16 protein-coding genes are annotated in these 14,289 nt (G+C 65.6%); all 16 read right to left on the reverse strand.

Annotated features, from left to right (window positions below; all coding sequences use genetic code 11):
- Positions 1–6: 6 nt before the first annotated feature.
- The 16 genes from SX1_RS10825 to fliE all read right to left on the reverse strand — a co-directional run bounded on the left by SX1_RS10825 (position 7) and on the right by fliE (position 14,277).
- Positions 7–1,152 (reverse strand): glycosyltransferase family 87 protein, encoded by a 1,146-nt coding sequence (locus tag SX1_RS10825; RefSeq protein WP_019053004.1) that lies wholly within the window; start codon positions 1,150–1,152, stop codon positions 7–9.
- Between the two features lie 7 nt (positions 1,153–1,159).
- Positions 1,160–2,296: a flagellar type III secretion system protein FlhB gene (flhB, locus tag SX1_RS10830; protein WP_019053005.1), complete on the reverse strand. Its 1,137-nt coding sequence runs from the start codon at positions 2,294–2,296 to the stop codon at positions 1,160–1,162.
- A gap of 3 nt (positions 2,297–2,299) precedes the next feature.
- On the reverse strand, positions 2,300–3,082 hold the full coding sequence (fliR, locus tag SX1_RS10835; RefSeq protein ID WP_019053006.1) for a flagellar biosynthetic protein FliR: 783 nt from the start codon (positions 3,080–3,082) through the stop codon (positions 2,300–2,302).
- On the reverse strand, positions 3,079–3,351 hold the full coding sequence (gene fliQ, locus SX1_RS10840; RefSeq protein WP_017182874.1) for a flagellar biosynthesis protein FliQ: 273 nt from the start codon (positions 3,349–3,351) through the stop codon (positions 3,079–3,081). Before fliQ ends, fliR begins: the two co-directional genes overlap by 4 nt.
- Positions 3,352–3,457: 106 nt before the next feature.
- Positions 3,458–4,357, reverse strand: coding sequence for a flagellar type III secretion system pore protein FliP (gene fliP, locus SX1_RS10845; protein WP_019053007.1), 900 nt, complete (start codon positions 4,355–4,357; stop codon positions 3,458–3,460).
- Positions 4,341–4,604 carry a FliO/MopB family protein gene (locus SX1_RS10850; protein WP_026149670.1) on the reverse strand — a complete coding sequence of 88 codons (264 nt, stop codon included), beginning with the start codon at positions 4,602–4,604 and terminating at the stop codon, positions 4,341–4,343. The genes fliP and SX1_RS10850 overlap by 17 nt, the downstream gene beginning before the upstream one ends.
- Before the next feature lie 85 nt (positions 4,605–4,689).
- Entirely contained in the window at positions 4,690–5,025 is a 336-nt protein-coding gene (fliN, locus tag SX1_RS10855; RefSeq protein WP_026149671.1) for a flagellar motor switch protein FliN, read from the reverse strand.
- On the reverse strand, positions 5,022–5,906 hold the full coding sequence (locus SX1_RS10860; RefSeq protein ID WP_017182878.1) for a flagellar motor switch protein FliM: 885 nt from the start codon (positions 5,904–5,906) through the stop codon (positions 5,022–5,024). The genes fliN and SX1_RS10860 overlap by 4 nt, the downstream gene beginning before the upstream one ends.
- 51 nt (positions 5,907–5,957) lie before the next feature.
- Complete coding sequence (locus tag SX1_RS10865) at positions 5,958–6,581, reverse strand: flagellar basal body-associated FliL family protein (protein WP_017182879.1); 624 nt, start codon at positions 6,579–6,581, stop codon at positions 5,958–5,960.
- Positions 6,582–6,608: 27 nt separating this feature from the next.
- Positions 6,609–8,696 (reverse strand): flagellar hook-length control protein FliK, encoded by a 2,088-nt coding sequence (locus SX1_RS10870; protein ID WP_026149672.1) that lies wholly within the window; start codon positions 8,694–8,696, stop codon positions 6,609–6,611.
- A gap of 1 nt (position 8,697) precedes the next feature.
- Entirely contained in the window at positions 8,698–9,123 is a 426-nt protein-coding gene (locus SX1_RS10875; RefSeq protein ID WP_019053010.1) for a hypothetical protein, read from the reverse strand.
- Positions 9,120–10,448, reverse strand: a complete 1,329-nt coding sequence (locus tag SX1_RS10880; RefSeq protein ID WP_019053011.1) for a FliI/YscN family ATPase — start codon at positions 10,446–10,448, stop codon at positions 9,120–9,122. The genes SX1_RS10875 and SX1_RS10880 overlap by 4 nt, the downstream gene beginning before the upstream one ends.
- Positions 10,445–11,059 carry a FliH/SctL family protein gene (locus SX1_RS10885; RefSeq protein ID WP_019053012.1) on the reverse strand — a complete coding sequence of 205 codons (615 nt, stop codon included), beginning with the start codon at positions 11,057–11,059 and terminating at the stop codon, positions 10,445–10,447. Before SX1_RS10885 ends, SX1_RS10880 begins: the two co-directional genes overlap by 4 nt.
- A gap of 109 nt (positions 11,060–11,168) precedes the next feature.
- Entirely contained in the window at positions 11,169–12,185 is a 1,017-nt protein-coding gene (gene fliG, locus SX1_RS10890) for a flagellar motor switch protein FliG (protein WP_019053013.1), read from the reverse strand.
- Positions 12,178–13,923 carry a flagellar basal-body MS-ring/collar protein FliF gene (fliF, locus tag SX1_RS10895; RefSeq protein ID WP_017182884.1) on the reverse strand — a complete coding sequence of 582 codons (1,746 nt, stop codon included), beginning with the start codon at positions 13,921–13,923 and terminating at the stop codon, positions 12,178–12,180. Before fliF ends, fliG begins: the two co-directional genes overlap by 8 nt.
- 3 nt (positions 13,924–13,926) lie before the next feature.
- Positions 13,927–14,277 (reverse strand): flagellar hook-basal body complex protein FliE, encoded by a 351-nt coding sequence (gene fliE / locus SX1_RS10900; protein ID WP_026149673.1) that lies wholly within the window; start codon positions 14,275–14,277, stop codon positions 13,927–13,929.
- Positions 14,278–14,289 lie beyond the last annotated feature (12 nt).

The following is a 14,289-nucleotide window of genomic DNA, read 5'->3' on the forward strand; positions in this document are numbered from 1 at the left end:
TAAACTTTAATTCACCACGATGTTTTTTTGCTGGCCCGACAGATGGAGGGCGAGAAGGATGGGGATGAGGCCCGGCCCCGGCAGCCCGGCCATGCCAGCGACGATCTGAAGCAAGGGGAGGAAGAAGGCGAGCGATGGCCCGATTCGCCCCTCCCCCGCCGCCAGAGCCAGCACCGCCACGGCAGCCAGCGCCAGCGTGTCGTAGGAGAGCATGTAGGGCGTGGCCGAAACGGCGCAGGCAAGGAACAGGAGATTGGCACGCAGGTCGTCAGGCGCAGGGCGCTGCCGGAAACGCAGCCAGACCAGAATAGCGGCGAGCAGCGCCAGCACCGTCTGGAGCGCGCTCGCAGCCGAGACGGGCACGCCGATGACGCGCAGGTTCATGAACAGGGTGGGCATGAACGGCCCGGCGAGATGATCGGGATCACTGAGCACCAGCGACTGGTTGGCGATGCCGGTGGCGATATAGATGTGCCAGATGTCGATGCCCCAGATCAGCGCGACGACGCCCGCCAGCGTGACGCTGGACAGGGTGGCGGCGGCAAAGGCGCGCCAGTTGCCGGTCGCGATGAACAGCAAGGGGATCAGCAGGGCAAGCTGGGGCTTTACCAGCAGCAGGCCGACCAGCGCGCCAGCCAGCCAGGGGCGGCTTTCGCGCCAGCGCAGCACGGCCAGCAGGATAGCGGCGGCCAGCAGCGCGAACTGGCCCGACATGAGGCCGATCAGCGCGGCAGGCGCGGCCAGAAGCAGCGCGATGATGCGCCAGTCGCGGGTCCATAGGCGCAGGGCGACAGTGAAGCCGACAATGCCGCACGCCGTCCACAGCGACAGGGCGGGAAGATAGGGAAGCAGGCCGAAAGGGGCAGCGATCAGCAGGGCAACGGGGGGATAGGACCAGAGCTGACCGGGATAGCCCGCGCCGACCACGGGGCCGAGCGCGGCAAGATAGGTCGGCATGTCATAATAGCGGGCCGGGTCGGCCTGCCACGCGGCGCGGCCATACATCCAGATGTTGAGGAAATCGCGCCCGACGACCAGCGATGTGCCATCGCGCGGGATGGCTGGACCCAAGGACAGGGTCAGACAATAGGCCGGAACGAATATCAGCAGCGTAAGGCCCGCGCCGATCCATAGCAGGCGGAGCCTGTCCATGAAGGCGTTAATGCTTCTTGCCGTCGGCGTCGAAGCGCAGGTCTTCAGGAATCGTGATGAACGGCCGGTCCATCTCGCTCGCCATGCGGTTTTCGACCCGGAATACGAAGGCCAGCACGGTCGCGACCGCCATGTAGAGGCCTTCATTGACGATCTGCCCGGTGCGCGAGGTGAAATAGATGGCGCGGGCGAGTTCGGGATATTGGAGGACGGTCACGCCATTCTGGTCGGCCAATTCACGGATGGCTGCGGCGATCGCGTCGCTGCCGCGCGCGACCACGACCGGGGCGGCATCGACGCCTGGCTTGTAGCGCAGCGCGACGGCGAAATGGGTCGGGTTGGTGATGATGACGCTGGCTTCCGCCACGGCCTGCCGGGTGGAGCCATTGAGCGTTTCATATTGGCGGCGGCGGATCTGGCCCTTGAGTTCAGGCGAACCTTCGCTTTCCTTATGCTCATCCTTGATTTCCTGCTTGGACATGCCGAGCCGCTTGGCCCGCTGCATGATCTGCGCCGGCACGTCGATGCCCGCGATCAGGAACAGACCGCCCGCCATTACCAGGCAGGTCAGGATGAACATATTGCCAAGGTCGGCCATGGCGGGTGCGATGCCCTGCTTGCCAAGCCCGATGATCGCGGTCAGCCGGTCCCAGATCATCCACACGCCGATGCTGCCGAGCAGCCCGACCTTGGCGATGGACTTGAGCAGTTCGATAAGCCCCTGGGTGCCGAAGATTCGCTTGAGGCCAGCGCCGGGATTCAATTTCGACGCCTTGGGCGCGAAGGCGCCGGGGCGGAACCCAAGCGACCCCAGCAAGGCGGGCGCGGCGATGGCGGCGAGGAAGGTCGCCAGCATGACGCCAGCCACCGGCAGGGCGATGCCGGTCAGCAGGTCCAGCCCGCGTTCGGCGGGCGAAAAATCGACGATATCGTCCCGCCTGAAGCGCAGCGCCTGTGTCAGCATGTCCGACAAGGCGTCGATCATCGAGGGGCCGGTCACCGCCAGCCAGCCGATACCTGCCATCACCACCAGCGCCGTGCCCAGTTCGCGCGACTGGAGAATGTCGCCCTTCTTGGCGGCGTCCTGCAATTTTTTGGGTGTCGGTTTTTCGGTCTTTTCGCCGCCGCCGGGACTGTCCGCCATGGTCTAGCGCCCTTCCGCGATCGACTGGGCATGATCCAGCCCTGCCTTGAGCGCGACCGTCAGCCCTTCGCCCATGATCGGCGCGGCAATCGCCAGCAGGACAAGGCCCGCCATCATCGCCATCGGCATGCCGACCGCGAACAGGTTGAGCGAGGGCGCGGCGCGCGCCAGCATGCCCATGACGATCTGCACCAGCACCAGCGCGAAGCCAACCGGCAGCGCGACGGTGACGCCAGCGCCCAGCAACGCGCCGCCAAATTCGACCAGATGCCAGACCGCATCGTTGGACAGCATCGCCGCGCCGGGGGGCAGCGCCTGATAGCTTTTGACGACAAAGGCCGCGAGCAGCAGATGCCCGTCCATGCCAAGCAGCAGGAAGGTCGCCAGGATGGAGAGGAACTGCCCCACCACCTGCGTCCCCTGCCCTGACGACGGATCGACCATCGCCGCGAAATTGAGGCCCATGGCGTTGCCGATCGTTTCCCCCGCGACGAAAGCGGCGGCATAGCCGATCTGGACCGCAAACCCCATGGCGAGACCAGCCAGCACTTCGCCCGCGACCATCATCACGCCTTCAAAACTGGCGATGCCGTCGGGCGGCAGGACGATGGTGACGGTGTTGAGCGCAGCAAGGCCGAGCGCGAGGCTGAGGATCAGGCGCAGTTGCAGCGGCACGGCGGGCGCGCCGAATACCGGGGCCGCGATGAAGGCCGCGCCGGGGCGGATCATGGCGATCAGCCAGATCCACAACTGGGCCTCCACGCCTGCGAAGCCCGGTGCGATCATTGCAGCAGGTCCGGTATCCGCTCGAAAATCTCGCGGGTGAAATCGGCGATCAGCACCATGATCGAACCGCCGAACAAAGCGAGCATACCGCCGACGACGATGATCTTGGGAATGAAGCTCAACGTCTGTTCGTTGATCGAGGTCGCGGCCTGCACCATGCCGATCACCAGACCCGCGACCAGCGCGGGCAGCAGGATGGGGGCGGCGGCCAGCGCCGTGATCCAGAGCGCCTGCTGGGCAAGGCCCATGAAGAAATCGGCGTTTTCCATCAGCCGGGCAACCCAACGCCGTTCGTTTCGAGCGAAGTCGAGAAACCTGCGCACAACCGTTTCTCGACTTCGCTCGAAACGAACGGAAGGGGAGTAAGCACGCCAATCATGTCGCGAACGACCCCGCCAAGCTGCCCATGGTCAGCGCCCAGCCATCGACCAGCACGAACAAGAGCAGCTTGAACGGCATGGAGATGATGGTTGGGGACAGCATCATCATGCCCAGCGCCATCAGCGTGGAGGCGACGACAAGGTCGATGATGAGGAAGGGCAGAAAGATCATGAAGCCGATCTGGAAGGCGGTCTTGAGTTCGCTGGTGACGAAAGCGGGCAGCAGGATGGTGAAGGGGATGTCGGCGGACGTGCGGAAGGGCGGGGCTTCGGCCAGACCGGCGAACAGCTTGAGGTCGCTTTCGCGCGTCTGCTTGGCCATGAAACCGTGCAGCACCTTGCCCGACCGACCGACCGCTTCCTCTATGCTGATCTGCCCCTTGCCATAGGGGTCGAACGCCAGCTGGTTGATCTGGTCGATGGCGGGCCGCATCACGAACAGGGACAGGAACAGGGACAGGCCCAGCAGCACCTGGTTGGGCGGGGTCTGTTGCAGGCCCAGCGCCTGCCGCAGCAGCGACAGGACGATGATGATGCGGGTGAAGCTGGTCATCATGAGGATCAGCGACGGCAACACCGTCAGCAGGCTCATGAGGATCAGGATTTGCAGGCTGAGCGAGAGCGAGCGGCCATCGCCCGAAATCTGACCCATGGCGCGGCTCAATGCGCCGCCATTGTCGACCGGCGCAGCGGGTGCGGCCTGGGCGAAGGCGGGGGTGGAAAAGAGCAGGATCACAAGAAAGGCGGCCGTCAGCGCCAGCGCAATTCTGATCCCGTCATTCCGGCGCAGGCCGCAATCCGGGGTGGCATAAGCTGCGCGCCAACGCCCTGGACCCCGGCCTTCGCCGGGGTGACGATTGTCAGGTAGCAGGAGCAAGTCAGCGAACACGGACATGATCGCCTTCCGCGATTTTTTCGATGCGGCCGCGGGTGACCGAGAGGAGGATTTTCTTGCCCTCAAACTCCACGACGGCAAGCTTGCCGAACGCCCCCATCGGCAGGGCTTCGAGCAGTTTGAGCGAACGGTCGCCCTGCGTGCCGATCATGCCCGGCTGATATTTGCGCCACAGCCACAGCGCGCCAAAAGCCATGCCGCCGACCAGCGGCAGGAGGATCAGCAATTTGACGAAATACCAGACCATCATGAAGCCGCCCGCAGATTATGGTTAATGCCCTGCGTTCCGCAGTTTCGGCCGTCAAGGCAAGCGTAAAATCCGATGCGTGCGATCAACCGCGCCGTTCGATCCCGGCCAGCCGGGTTTCGGTCGCGGCAATGTCGATGATGCGGATGCCATAACGGCCATTGACCGTCACCACCTCACCCTTGGCGATCAGCGCGCCATTGACCATGATGTCGAGCAGATCGTCGGCCTGCCGATCCAGTTCGACAATCGAGCCTTCGGCCAGATCCATGACTTCGGCAAGGCGCAGCGAGGTGGAGCCGACCTCCACCGACATGCGCACGGGAATGTCGGCCAGCAGTTTGAACTGATGGTTATTGCTCATCCGCCCGACCGGATCATCTCCACGCTCCATGCGGGGGGCTTCGCTCATGTCACTCATTGGTCGGGTCCTTGTACAATCTTTTCAATCTGGAAGGCGGCGCGGCCATCCTGTTCGCCGATGCTGCCGCGCGCGACGATGCGGTTACCCACGATCAGCGGCAGGCTGCGGCTGATGGTGACGGGAATGACGTCCCCGACCTTGAGCTGCATCAGTTCGGCGAGCGACAGGTTGGGACGGGCCAGCACGGTGCGGGCGGGAAGGCGGATGTCGCGCATGCGGCGGGCAATGCGCGCCTGCCAGACGGGATCCTTCTGATCATCGTCGGCGGGTAATCTGGTGCCCATCAGCGGTTCGACGGCGCGCAGGGCGGCCAGCGGAAAGACGAGATCGACCGGCCAGAGCTGGTCGCGGGTGATGCCGATCATGAAGCGCTGGACGACCATCTGGTCGCCCGGCTGGGCGGAGGCAGCAAAACCGACGCCGGTTTCGCGCACGATCAGCGCCGGTTCCAGCGGCAGGATGTCGGACCATGTCTCGACCAGGCGGGAAAGGAGGGATTCAGACAGCCGGGCAATCAGCCGGTCTTCTGTCGGCGTGAATTCGCCGCGCGGGGGCAAGGGACGATTGCCGATACCGCCATAGAAACAGTCAACCAGGGTGGAAATCATCGCTGCGTCCATGCGCAGCAGCACCTGCCCCTTGAGCGGGGCCACGCGGTAGATGGAAATGCTGGTAAAGGCCGGCACCTGGGCGGACCAGGCGGAAAAATCGAGCAGCTGCGCGTCCTGCGCCTCCACCTGCGGGCGCACGCCGCAGATCGGTTCCACCAGCGCACGGATGCGCCGGCCGAGCTTTTCGCCCAGCCGGTCCAGCCCCGACAGCATCATTGGTGCCTGCGATTCCCCGCGCCCGAAGGCGTAGGTTTGAACGTCGTCCATCTTGGTCCCCTGCCCTTCGGGTCAGGGGATTTCCCGACCTTTCAGACAGGCCTATTGAATAACGAAATTGGTAAAATAAACGTTATCAACCCCGCCATAACCCGTTTTTTGCTTCAATATATCGTTGATAATGCCCTTGATCTTGCCCTGGAGCGCCCGCTTGCCTTCGGGGGTGGACAGCATCTCCTCCGGCTGCTGCGCGAGCATCATGAGCACCTGGCTGCGGATCGCCATTTCGTGCGTCTTGATCGCGTCGATCACGCGCAGGTCGTAATAGGTCGATACCGCGACCGAAATCTGGGCGAAGGCGTCCGTATCGGACATGTTGGAGGTGAAGGGGGTCTGAAGCTGGAAATAGGTCGCCTGATAGGCGGCCGGGTTGGCAGGCGCGGGCAGGTCTATGCCCTTGCCATGCGCGCCATGGGCCGCCGCTGCGGCTTCACCATGCGGCGCGGCATGGGCCTTGGCGATTTCCTCGGCGCTTTCGCCGGCCAGCACCAGCACGGGCTTGTTGGGGTCTTCCTTGGGCCCTTCTTCCTTGGGGCTGAAGAAACCGGCGGCGTAAAGACCACCGGCCGCTCCGGCGCCGCCGACCACCATGGCGACGACGATCAGCAGGATCATTTTCATGCCCCCGCCCTTTTTCTTCTTCTTGGCCTTAGGATCGTCGCTCATCGTTCATATCCCCCAGGATAGCGCTGGTCACGCATAGCGCGCGCGAATGGCTTGGCTGGCGGTATCACCAGTCTGCTCATGGTTAAGAACGGCCGGATCGCCGCCCGCTTTATGGGCGAGTGCGATATTTTCACGCTGTTGCCAGCGGCCTTGCTGCTGCGACTGGCCCATGCCCTGCCCAATACCCTGACCAGCGCCCTGCCAGTTGGCGGACGGGCCGTTGTGCTGGCCCTGTTGCTGTTGGGAGGGTTGCTGCTGCGACGACGGGTCGGATCGCGCCGCATCGCCGACATGCGGGGCGCGTTCGATCTTCACCTCGCTGATGCGCACCGCAGACAGACCCGCGTCCAGGCGCAGCCGGTCGCTGTCCTGTCGCAGGGCGGCTTCGGCGATGTCGCTGGAGACGGTCAGGCTGACCGCTGCGCCATCAATGCCCTGGCGGATGCTGACGTCGATCGGGCCGAGCTGGTCGCTGCTGATCTGGAACCGGCCCTGCGCGCCATTGGCGGACAGGCCCGCAATGTCGCGCGCCAGCGAATCGATCCACTGGCCCGACACGCCCATGTCGACGACCTGCGCGCCAAGGGTGGCGGAGAGATCGACCGCGGGAAGCGCGGAGGCGACGGTCGGGATCGTTAGCGGCGGGGCGGCGGGCGCGGGGACGGCGGGGTCAATGGCTCTGGGCATCGCCTCCGTGGTCGGGGCGACGGGTGCATCAGCGGGTGCCGTGTCGCCCCCGGCCGCAGGCGACGGCGCGGACTGACGGGCCATATGCTGACGCGCAAGCTGGAGCAGCGACAGGGCCTCTGCCCTGGCCGACAGTGAGCTGGACATATTGGCGGCGTTTATGATGGGTGCCGGGTCCGACGCGGGGTCGGGAAGCGTCGGCGCAGGATCGGGCGCAAGAACGGGGCTGGGCACGGTCACCGTTCCGGTCGCCGTGGCGTCAAGCGGCGTGGGCGCGACAGCGAGCGGAGCGGCCTGCCCCGGCGCTGGCGCAATCGCAGCTGGCACGGCAGCAGAATTAGCGCCATTTCCGGTCGGCGTCGCTGCCGCGATGGGGGCAACTGGCTGCTCCGCGCCCATGTTAGCAATCGATTGCGCTTGATCGCCGACAGGCTGGATTGTTACGGCTGGCGCGGCGGCGGGCTGGACCGTGGCGGGAGAGGAAGCCGGCGGCGCGTCAGGGGATTGTTGCGGGGGCGTAGCGGGTAGCGGCGCAGCAGGCGGCGGCATCATCCCCATGGCGGACGGTTGCGGCGGGGCGTCGGGCTGTTCCGTACGCGCCGCTTCGATGTCGGAAGGTTCCGCGTCCGCGTCTGTCACCGGCATTGCCTCGGACGGCGCGATGGCGGGCGCGGGCGCAGGCATTGGCGCGCCTTGTTCCGGGATCGCATGATGCTCAGCCTTGGGGGCCGGTTTGGCGGGCGTATCCGATACGGGCGTAGCGGGCAGCGGCGGCGCAGGCGGCAGCATCGTCGCCATGGCGGACGGTTGCGGCGGGGCGTCGGGCTGTTCCGGACGCTCCGCGTCGATGTCGGATGGCTCCGCGTCCGTGTCTGTCACCGGCATTGCGTCGGACGGCGCGATGGCGGGCGCGGGCGTTTGCTGGGGGGCGATAACGGCCGCCTCGGTAGGCGCGATGTGCGCCGCGACCAGCAGCTGCGCCACCGACTGCATGGGCGCAGCCGGTGCAGTCGGGGCCGTCTGGGGATCGTCGGATTGCTGGGTGATGGGCAGCGGGCTTGGCGCGTGCGGCTTCGGCGCGGCGGCGATCGGCGCGCTGGGGCTGGGCGGCACCGCCGGGGCGGCAGCTGGAAGCGGCAAGGCGTCGCCATCTGTCGGAACCGGCGCGTTTATGGCGGGGGCATCGGGCAGAGGCGCATTGTCGCCAGGGTCGGGCATGCTGGCCTGGGGCATCGCCAAAGGCTGCGCGCCATGGCCTTGCGGATCACTGGCGGCGGCGGGCGATCCGTTTGGCGAGAGCCTGGCGGCGTCGATCATCGCGGCAAAGTCGGCCGTGCCATCTGGCACCGCTGATGTCTCGGCCTTGCCGGTCGCGCCAACGGGCGTGCTGGCGAAGAGTAGCGCCTTGAGGCTGGCAATCATATTCATGTCAGACTTCCCCGTTTCGCTGCATCCGACGATAGCTCGGCAATGCCGCCAGCTTGTTTTCGCGCCATTCCTCCAGGGTCGCGCGGGCGCGGTCCTTGAGGCGGGTGGCGATTTCCTTCTCGCGGTTCGCTGCAAGAGTCATGCCTTCCCTGGCCTCCACCTTGCGCCGGGCGTCATAAAGGGCGCCGTCCAGCTGTCTCCCGGCCTGTTCCAGCCGGGTAGCCAGTTCCTGCATCGCGGCGAAGGACGCGCCGGTCGCCGCCCCTTCGGTCTCGAATAATTCGCCGCGCACCTTGTTGAGGCGCTCGATATTGCGGGCGAGCCCGTCCGCTTCGTCCCGCGCGCGGGCGGTTTCCGCGACGGCCATGGCATGCTGGACGTGGCGTACGCGCAGCACGCGCTGGCGGCGGGACACAAGCCCCTTCATGCGCTAAAGCTCGCGACGAGCGCGTTGGCGCTGGTATCGAGATCGATACGGCTCTTCTGGTCCTGCCGGATGAAGTCGAGAATTTCCTGACGGCGCTGGACCGCTTCGTCGATCACCGGATCATTGCCGGGGCGATAGGCGCCCATCAGGATGAGATCGCGATTTTCCTCATAAGCGGCCCACAGGCGGCGATAATTGGCGGCGGCCATGCGATGGTCGTCGGGCACCACGTCGGCCATGACGCGCGACAGGGACTTGCCAATGTCGATGGCCGGGAAGATCGCCTGTTCGGACAGATGGCGCGACAGGACGAAATGGCCGTCCACAATGGCGCGAGCGGCGTCGACGATCGGATCGTCGGTATCATCGCCATCGGCCAGCACGGTGTAGAGCGCGGTGATCGACCCGCCGGTGCGCGAATCCACCCCAGCCCGTTCGACCAGACGGGGGATGAGCGCGAGCGCGGAGGGCGGATAGCCCTTCATCGCGGGCGGTTCGCCAAGGGCAAGGCCGATTTCGCGCTGGGCATGGGCGCAGCGGGTCAGGCTGTCGATCAGCAGCAGCACCTTCTTGCCACGGGCGCGGAAATATTCGGCGATGGCAGTAGCGCGCGCAGCGGCGCGCAGGCGCAGCACCGGGGGATGATCTGCAGGAACAGCAACGACGATGCTCTTGTGCATCATGTGCTTCAATTTGGTTTCGAGAAAATCGCTGACTTCGCGGCCACGTTCGCCGATCAGGCCGACAACGACCACATCGGCTTCGGCCCCGGCGATCATCTGGCCCATCAGCACCGATTTGCCGACGCCCGACCCGGCGATGATGGCGATGCGCTGGCCGCGCCCGGCGGTCAGCAGGGCGTTGACGGCGCGGACGCCAAGGTCGAACGGTTCGGTGACGCGGCCACGATCCAGAACATTGCCCTTGACCCCGTTCAGCGGCCAGACGCCGCCCGCGATGATCGGCCCCTTGCGGTCGAGCGGCTGACCCATGGCGTCGACGACGCGGCCGATCAGCCCTTCCCCGACCTGCACCATATTGGCCTGGCTATCGGGTTCGACCCGGATGCCGTTTTCCAGCGGCGCGTCGGCGTCGAGCGGCACCAGCAATGTGCGATCGCCACGAAAGCCGACGACTTCGGCGCGGCAGATCGACCCGTCGCTGGCCATGACGCGCGCGCCGGAGCCGATCGGACGGCGAAAGCCGGTGACTTCGAGCATGCCCGCGTCATGGCTGACCAGACGGCCCACGCGGCGGGGCGTGCGATTCTGGACCTGAAGATGATCGAACAGGGTTTCGGCCTGCGCCAGCGCGGCGCGGATCATGACTTGCCCTCCATATCGTCCATCAGCGCGCGCAGGCGGGACAGGCGAACGTCCGGGCCATCCTCCACCCAGCCGTCGGCGGTTTCGAGCCGGACGCAGCCACGGTGCAACGCCTTGTCGGGAACCAGCGACACGCCGATCGATTCGCCTTCGAGCAGGGCGATGTCGTCGGGATGGAGATGAAGGGCGCTCTTGCCCTGATTATCCTCGATAAAGGCGGCAACGGTGTCGCAGCGCTGCACCAGCCGTTCGATGTCGATCTCCACTTCGCCGACAATCTGTTCGACCAGCCGCACGACCGTGGCCGAGAGCATGGTGGATAACATGCCGCTGGGCGCGGGGCTGAGCATTTCGAGCGCCTGCGTCAGCCGTTCATGCGCCTCAGACGCATCGGCATGGGTCTGGGCGGTGACGCGACAGCCTTCGTCGAAACCCATGGTGAAGGCTTCCAGCCGGGCCTCCTCCAGCGGATCGGCCTCCGGCTCCATTTCGATGACGCCATGGCGCATCGTGGCGGTATGCTGACCGGGGACCGAGGTATAGAGGCTGCGAAAGCCGCCGCTTTCGACCTGGCGCACGCCGGTCATCGAGACCGGCGCGACATCCTGCATGGCTTCCGCACCCCAGATTCTGGAGCCGCTTCCGCTGGCGCGGCGCGGCTCCAGAGTCCTGGTTGCCGCATTTTCCGAGCCGTCGGCAAAGGGCCGACTTGAAAATGCTTCAGACAAAGTCATTCCCCTTGCCACCCAGCATGATGGTGCCCGCGTCCGCCATGCGGCGCGCAGTGGCGATGATGAGTTTTTGCGCGTCGATCACTTCGGCAAGGCGGATCGGACCGCGTTCCTCGATCTCGTCGGCGATCGATTGCGCCGCGCGGGCGGACATGCAGCCAAAGATCTTGGCCTTGAGCAGGTCGTTGACGCCCTTGAGCGCCACAACCAGCACGGCGCTGTCGACGGTGCGCATCAGCGTGCCGAGATTCTTGTCATCCATGTCGATAAGGTTATCGAACACGAACATCTCTTCCTCGATGGTCTGGGCGATCATCTTGTCGCGCTTGGCCACCGCCTTCATGATCCGCTGCTCATTGTCCTTGCGGACATTGTTCATGATCGCAGCCGCCTCGATCGTGCCGCCGCGCTGCGATGCCGCGCCCTGCTTCTTGGCGGGGCCGCGCAGCAGCAACTGCTCCAGATCGTCCAGCGCCTCGTTCGACACCGGGCCTAGCGTGGCGATGCGGTAGACAATCTCTTCCTGATATTCGACCGGCAGCAATTGCAGCACGTCGGCGGCAATCGGCGCTTCGAGATGGGCCAGCACGATCGCCATGATCTGCGGATGCTCCGCCTCGATGAGCGCGGCGATTTCCTTGGCGTCCATCCATTTGAGCATTTCAAGCTGGGTGGAGCGGGTCGGCGGGGTGATGCGCGCGAGGATGGTTTCGGCCCGCTCCTCGCCCAATGCCTTGGTCATCGCGCCGCGAATATGGCGGGTCGCACCATAGCCGATGGTGGTGCGCTTCTTCGCCTTGGTCACGAAATGGTCGAGCGCCTCGTTCACCTCTTCAGGATCGACATCGGCGACGTCATACATGGCATAGCCCAGCTGGCGCACTTCATCAGGCTCCAGGCGCGCAAGGATCTGCGCGGCCTCATCCTCGTCGAACAGCATCAGCAGGACGGCGGCGGCGGCGCTGCCCTTGAGCGCCTCTGGCCGACCGGGAACGATCTCAGGCATTTTCCTTCTTCCCCTCCTTCAGGAGGTCGCGGACGACCAGGGCGGCACGGTCGGGGTCCTGCTTCACAAAGTTGCGAATGAGGTCGGCGCGCTGGGCATAGTCATAGGTGGAGGAAATCATATCGAGCGTGACCGGGCGGGCCGGATCGGGCGCCTCGACCGCCTGCCGGGTCAGTTCGCCGGAAATTTCGCGGCCGATGCGCTGGCCATTCTGGGCCGTGTCGGCGGCGATCGCTTCCTGTGCTGCGGCGCGACGCTTGAGCAGCGGGCGGCCGATGCCGAAGATGACGAGCAGCGCGACCAGCAGGGCCGAGACGTTGCGAATGAGCGGCGAGACCCAATCCGCCTCATACCAGAGGGGCTGTTCTTCCGGCGTCTTGAGGAAGCTGCGCGAGGAGAGCGCGACCACGTCGCCACGGGCCTGGTCGAAGCCGATCGCACCCTTCACCAAGGCTTCGAGGGCAGCGATTTCCTGCGGCGTGCGCGCCTTGCCATCGGGTGCATTGTCGAGCGCGACGGCGACCGACAGGCGCTTGACGGTGCCGACCGCATCCTTGGTAACGGACACTTCACGGCCCAGTTCAAAGCTGCGGTTGAAGGTTTCCTCGGTCTTCATCAGCGGGTTGGGCGGCGTGCCGGGCGTCTGCGCGGCGGTCTGACCCTGTTGCACGGCCTGACCATTGGGATTGGTCTGGGTCACGGTCGGGTTGACGGGCGCCTGATTGCTGAGCGCGCCGGGGATGCCCGATGCTTCGCCCGTGCCCTGACCACGCGGATCGGAGGCCCAGGTGCCCTGTTCGGTGCGCAACCGGGCTTCGTCCTGCGGATAGGTTTCGCGGGTCGCCTGCCGCTCGGCAAAATTGAGTTCGGCATGGACTTCGGTCGAGAAATTATTGGCCCCCAGGATCGGGGTGAGCAGCGCGACGACCGACTGGCGATAGCGGTCCTCGATCCGGCTCTGGATCGCCAGCTGGCGATCGTCGCCGGAGTCGCTGTCATTCTTGCTGAGCAGGCGGCCATTCTGGTCGACCAGCGAGATCTGGTCGGGCGAAAGTTCGGGAATGGACGATGCCACGAGGTGAACGATCGCGCTGACCTGCGCATCGGTGAGCGTGCGGCCATTGGCAAGGCGCAGCATGACCGAGGCGGACGGCTTGGCCCGGTCGCGCAGGAATACGCTGGGCGGTTCTACGGCGAGGTGGACCTTGGCGCTTTCGACGCTGTCGATCGCCTCGATGGTGCGGGCCAGATCCATTTCGCGGGCCGAACGGAGCTTTTCGCCCTCGACCGCGCGGCTGGCGCCCATCGGCAGGCTATCGATCATGCTGTTGCCGTCGGGCGCGCTCTTGGGCAGGCCCTGCGCGGCGAGCATCATCTTCGCCTTGAAATAATCGCCCTCGCCCACGGTCATCGCGCCGCTATTGTCGAAGTCGTAGGGAATGCCGTTCTGGTCGAGAACCTGCGCCACGGCGGACTTGTCACCGTCGGGCAGGCCGCGGAACAGATCGCGCTGCGGCGGTTCGCGCAGCGCCATCCAGGCGAGGCCAGCGACGGCAAGGACGCCGAGCAGGCCAAGCAGCGGCAGGCTCTTGGCTACCGCTGGCTGTTTCATGAAGCCGGTGAGCCGCGCGCGCAGCGCGTCGACCCCCTTGGCCGAGCCGAAGCCGGACGAAGCGGTCGCCGGGAGGGCGGGCCGGGCGGCAGCGCCGCCATCGATGGTGAGTGCGTTCTCGCTCATGATTTAGACCGGCATGCTCATGATGTCCTTGTAAGCGGACAGAAGTTTGTTGCGGACTTGAAGGGTCGCTTCGAAGCTGACCGACGCCTGCTGCTTGGCCAGCATGACGGCGGCGATGTCGGTGGTTTCGCCCCGCTCGAACGCGGCGGCTGCCTCACCGGCCTTGCCTTGCAGGCCATTGACCTGTTGCAGCGCGCTGTTGAGCGCTTCGGTAAAGCCGCCGGGCGCAGTACCGTTTGGGGCGTTCGCGCCGCCGACCGACCCGGTCGAGGCGACGTCGCGCAGCGCGGCGTTTTTTTGCAGGATGGCGTTGCGGATCGCCATCACATTGTCTGTCGGAGAAATGCCGGTCATGCCCTATCCTCC

The sequence above is a fragment of the Sphingobium xenophagum NBRC 107872 genome, assembly GCF_000367345.1.
GTDB lineage: Bacteria > Pseudomonadota > Alphaproteobacteria > Sphingomonadales > Sphingomonadaceae > Sphingobium > Sphingobium xenophagum.

Coding starts and splice junctions, on each gene's coding strand:
- fliQ (WP_017182874.1), bottom strand. CDS start 3,351: ATGGAAAACGCCGATTTCTTCATGGGCCTTGCCCAGCAGGCGCTCTGG.
- SX1_RS10860 (WP_017182878.1), bottom strand. CDS start 5,906: ATGGACGACGTTCAAACCTACGCCTTCGGGCGCGGGGAATCGCAGGCA.
- fliR (WP_019053006.1), bottom strand. CDS start 3,082: ATGATCGCACCGGGCTTCGCAGGCGTGGAGGCCCAGTTGTGGATCTGG.
- flhB (WP_019053005.1), bottom strand. CDS start 2,296: ATGGCGGACAGTCCCGGCGGCGGCGAAAAGACCGAAAAACCGACACCC.
- fliN (WP_026149671.1), bottom strand. CDS start 5,025: ATGAGTGACATGAGCGAAGCCCCCCGCATGGAGCGTGGAGATGATCCG.
- fliP (WP_019053007.1), bottom strand. CDS start 4,357: ATGTCCGTGTTCGCTGACTTGCTCCTGCTACCTGACAATCGTCACCCC.
- fliF (WP_017182884.1), bottom strand. CDS start 13,923: ATGAGCGAGAACGCACTCACCATCGATGGCGGCGCTGCCGCCCGGCCC.
- SX1_RS10850 (WP_026149670.1), bottom strand. CDS start 4,604: ATGGTCTGGTATTTCGTCAAATTGCTGATCCTCCTGCCGCTGGTCGGC.
- SX1_RS10865 (WP_017182879.1), bottom strand. CDS start 6,581: ATGAGCGACGATCCTAAGGCCAAGAAGAAGAAAAAGGGCGGGGGCATG.
- fliE (WP_026149673.1), bottom strand. CDS start 14,277: ATGACCGGCATTTCTCCGACAGACAATGTGATGGCGATCCGCAACGCC.
- SX1_RS10870 (WP_026149672.1), bottom strand. CDS start 8,696: ATGAATATGATTGCCAGCCTCAAGGCGCTACTCTTCGCCAGCACGCCC.
- SX1_RS10875 (WP_019053010.1), bottom strand. CDS start 9,123: ATGAAGGGGCTTGTGTCCCGCCGCCAGCGCGTGCTGCGCGTACGCCAC.
- SX1_RS10825 (WP_019053004.1), bottom strand. CDS start 1,152: ATGGACAGGCTCCGCCTGCTATGGATCGGCGCGGGCCTTACGCTGCTG.
- fliG (WP_019053013.1), bottom strand. CDS start 12,185: ATGCCTGAGATCGTTCCCGGTCGGCCAGAGGCGCTCAAGGGCAGCGCC.
- SX1_RS10885 (WP_019053012.1), bottom strand. CDS start 11,059: ATGCAGGATGTCGCGCCGGTCTCGATGACCGGCGTGCGCCAGGTCGAA.
- SX1_RS10880 (WP_019053011.1), bottom strand. CDS start 10,448: ATGATCCGCGCCGCGCTGGCGCAGGCCGAAACCCTGTTCGATCATCTT.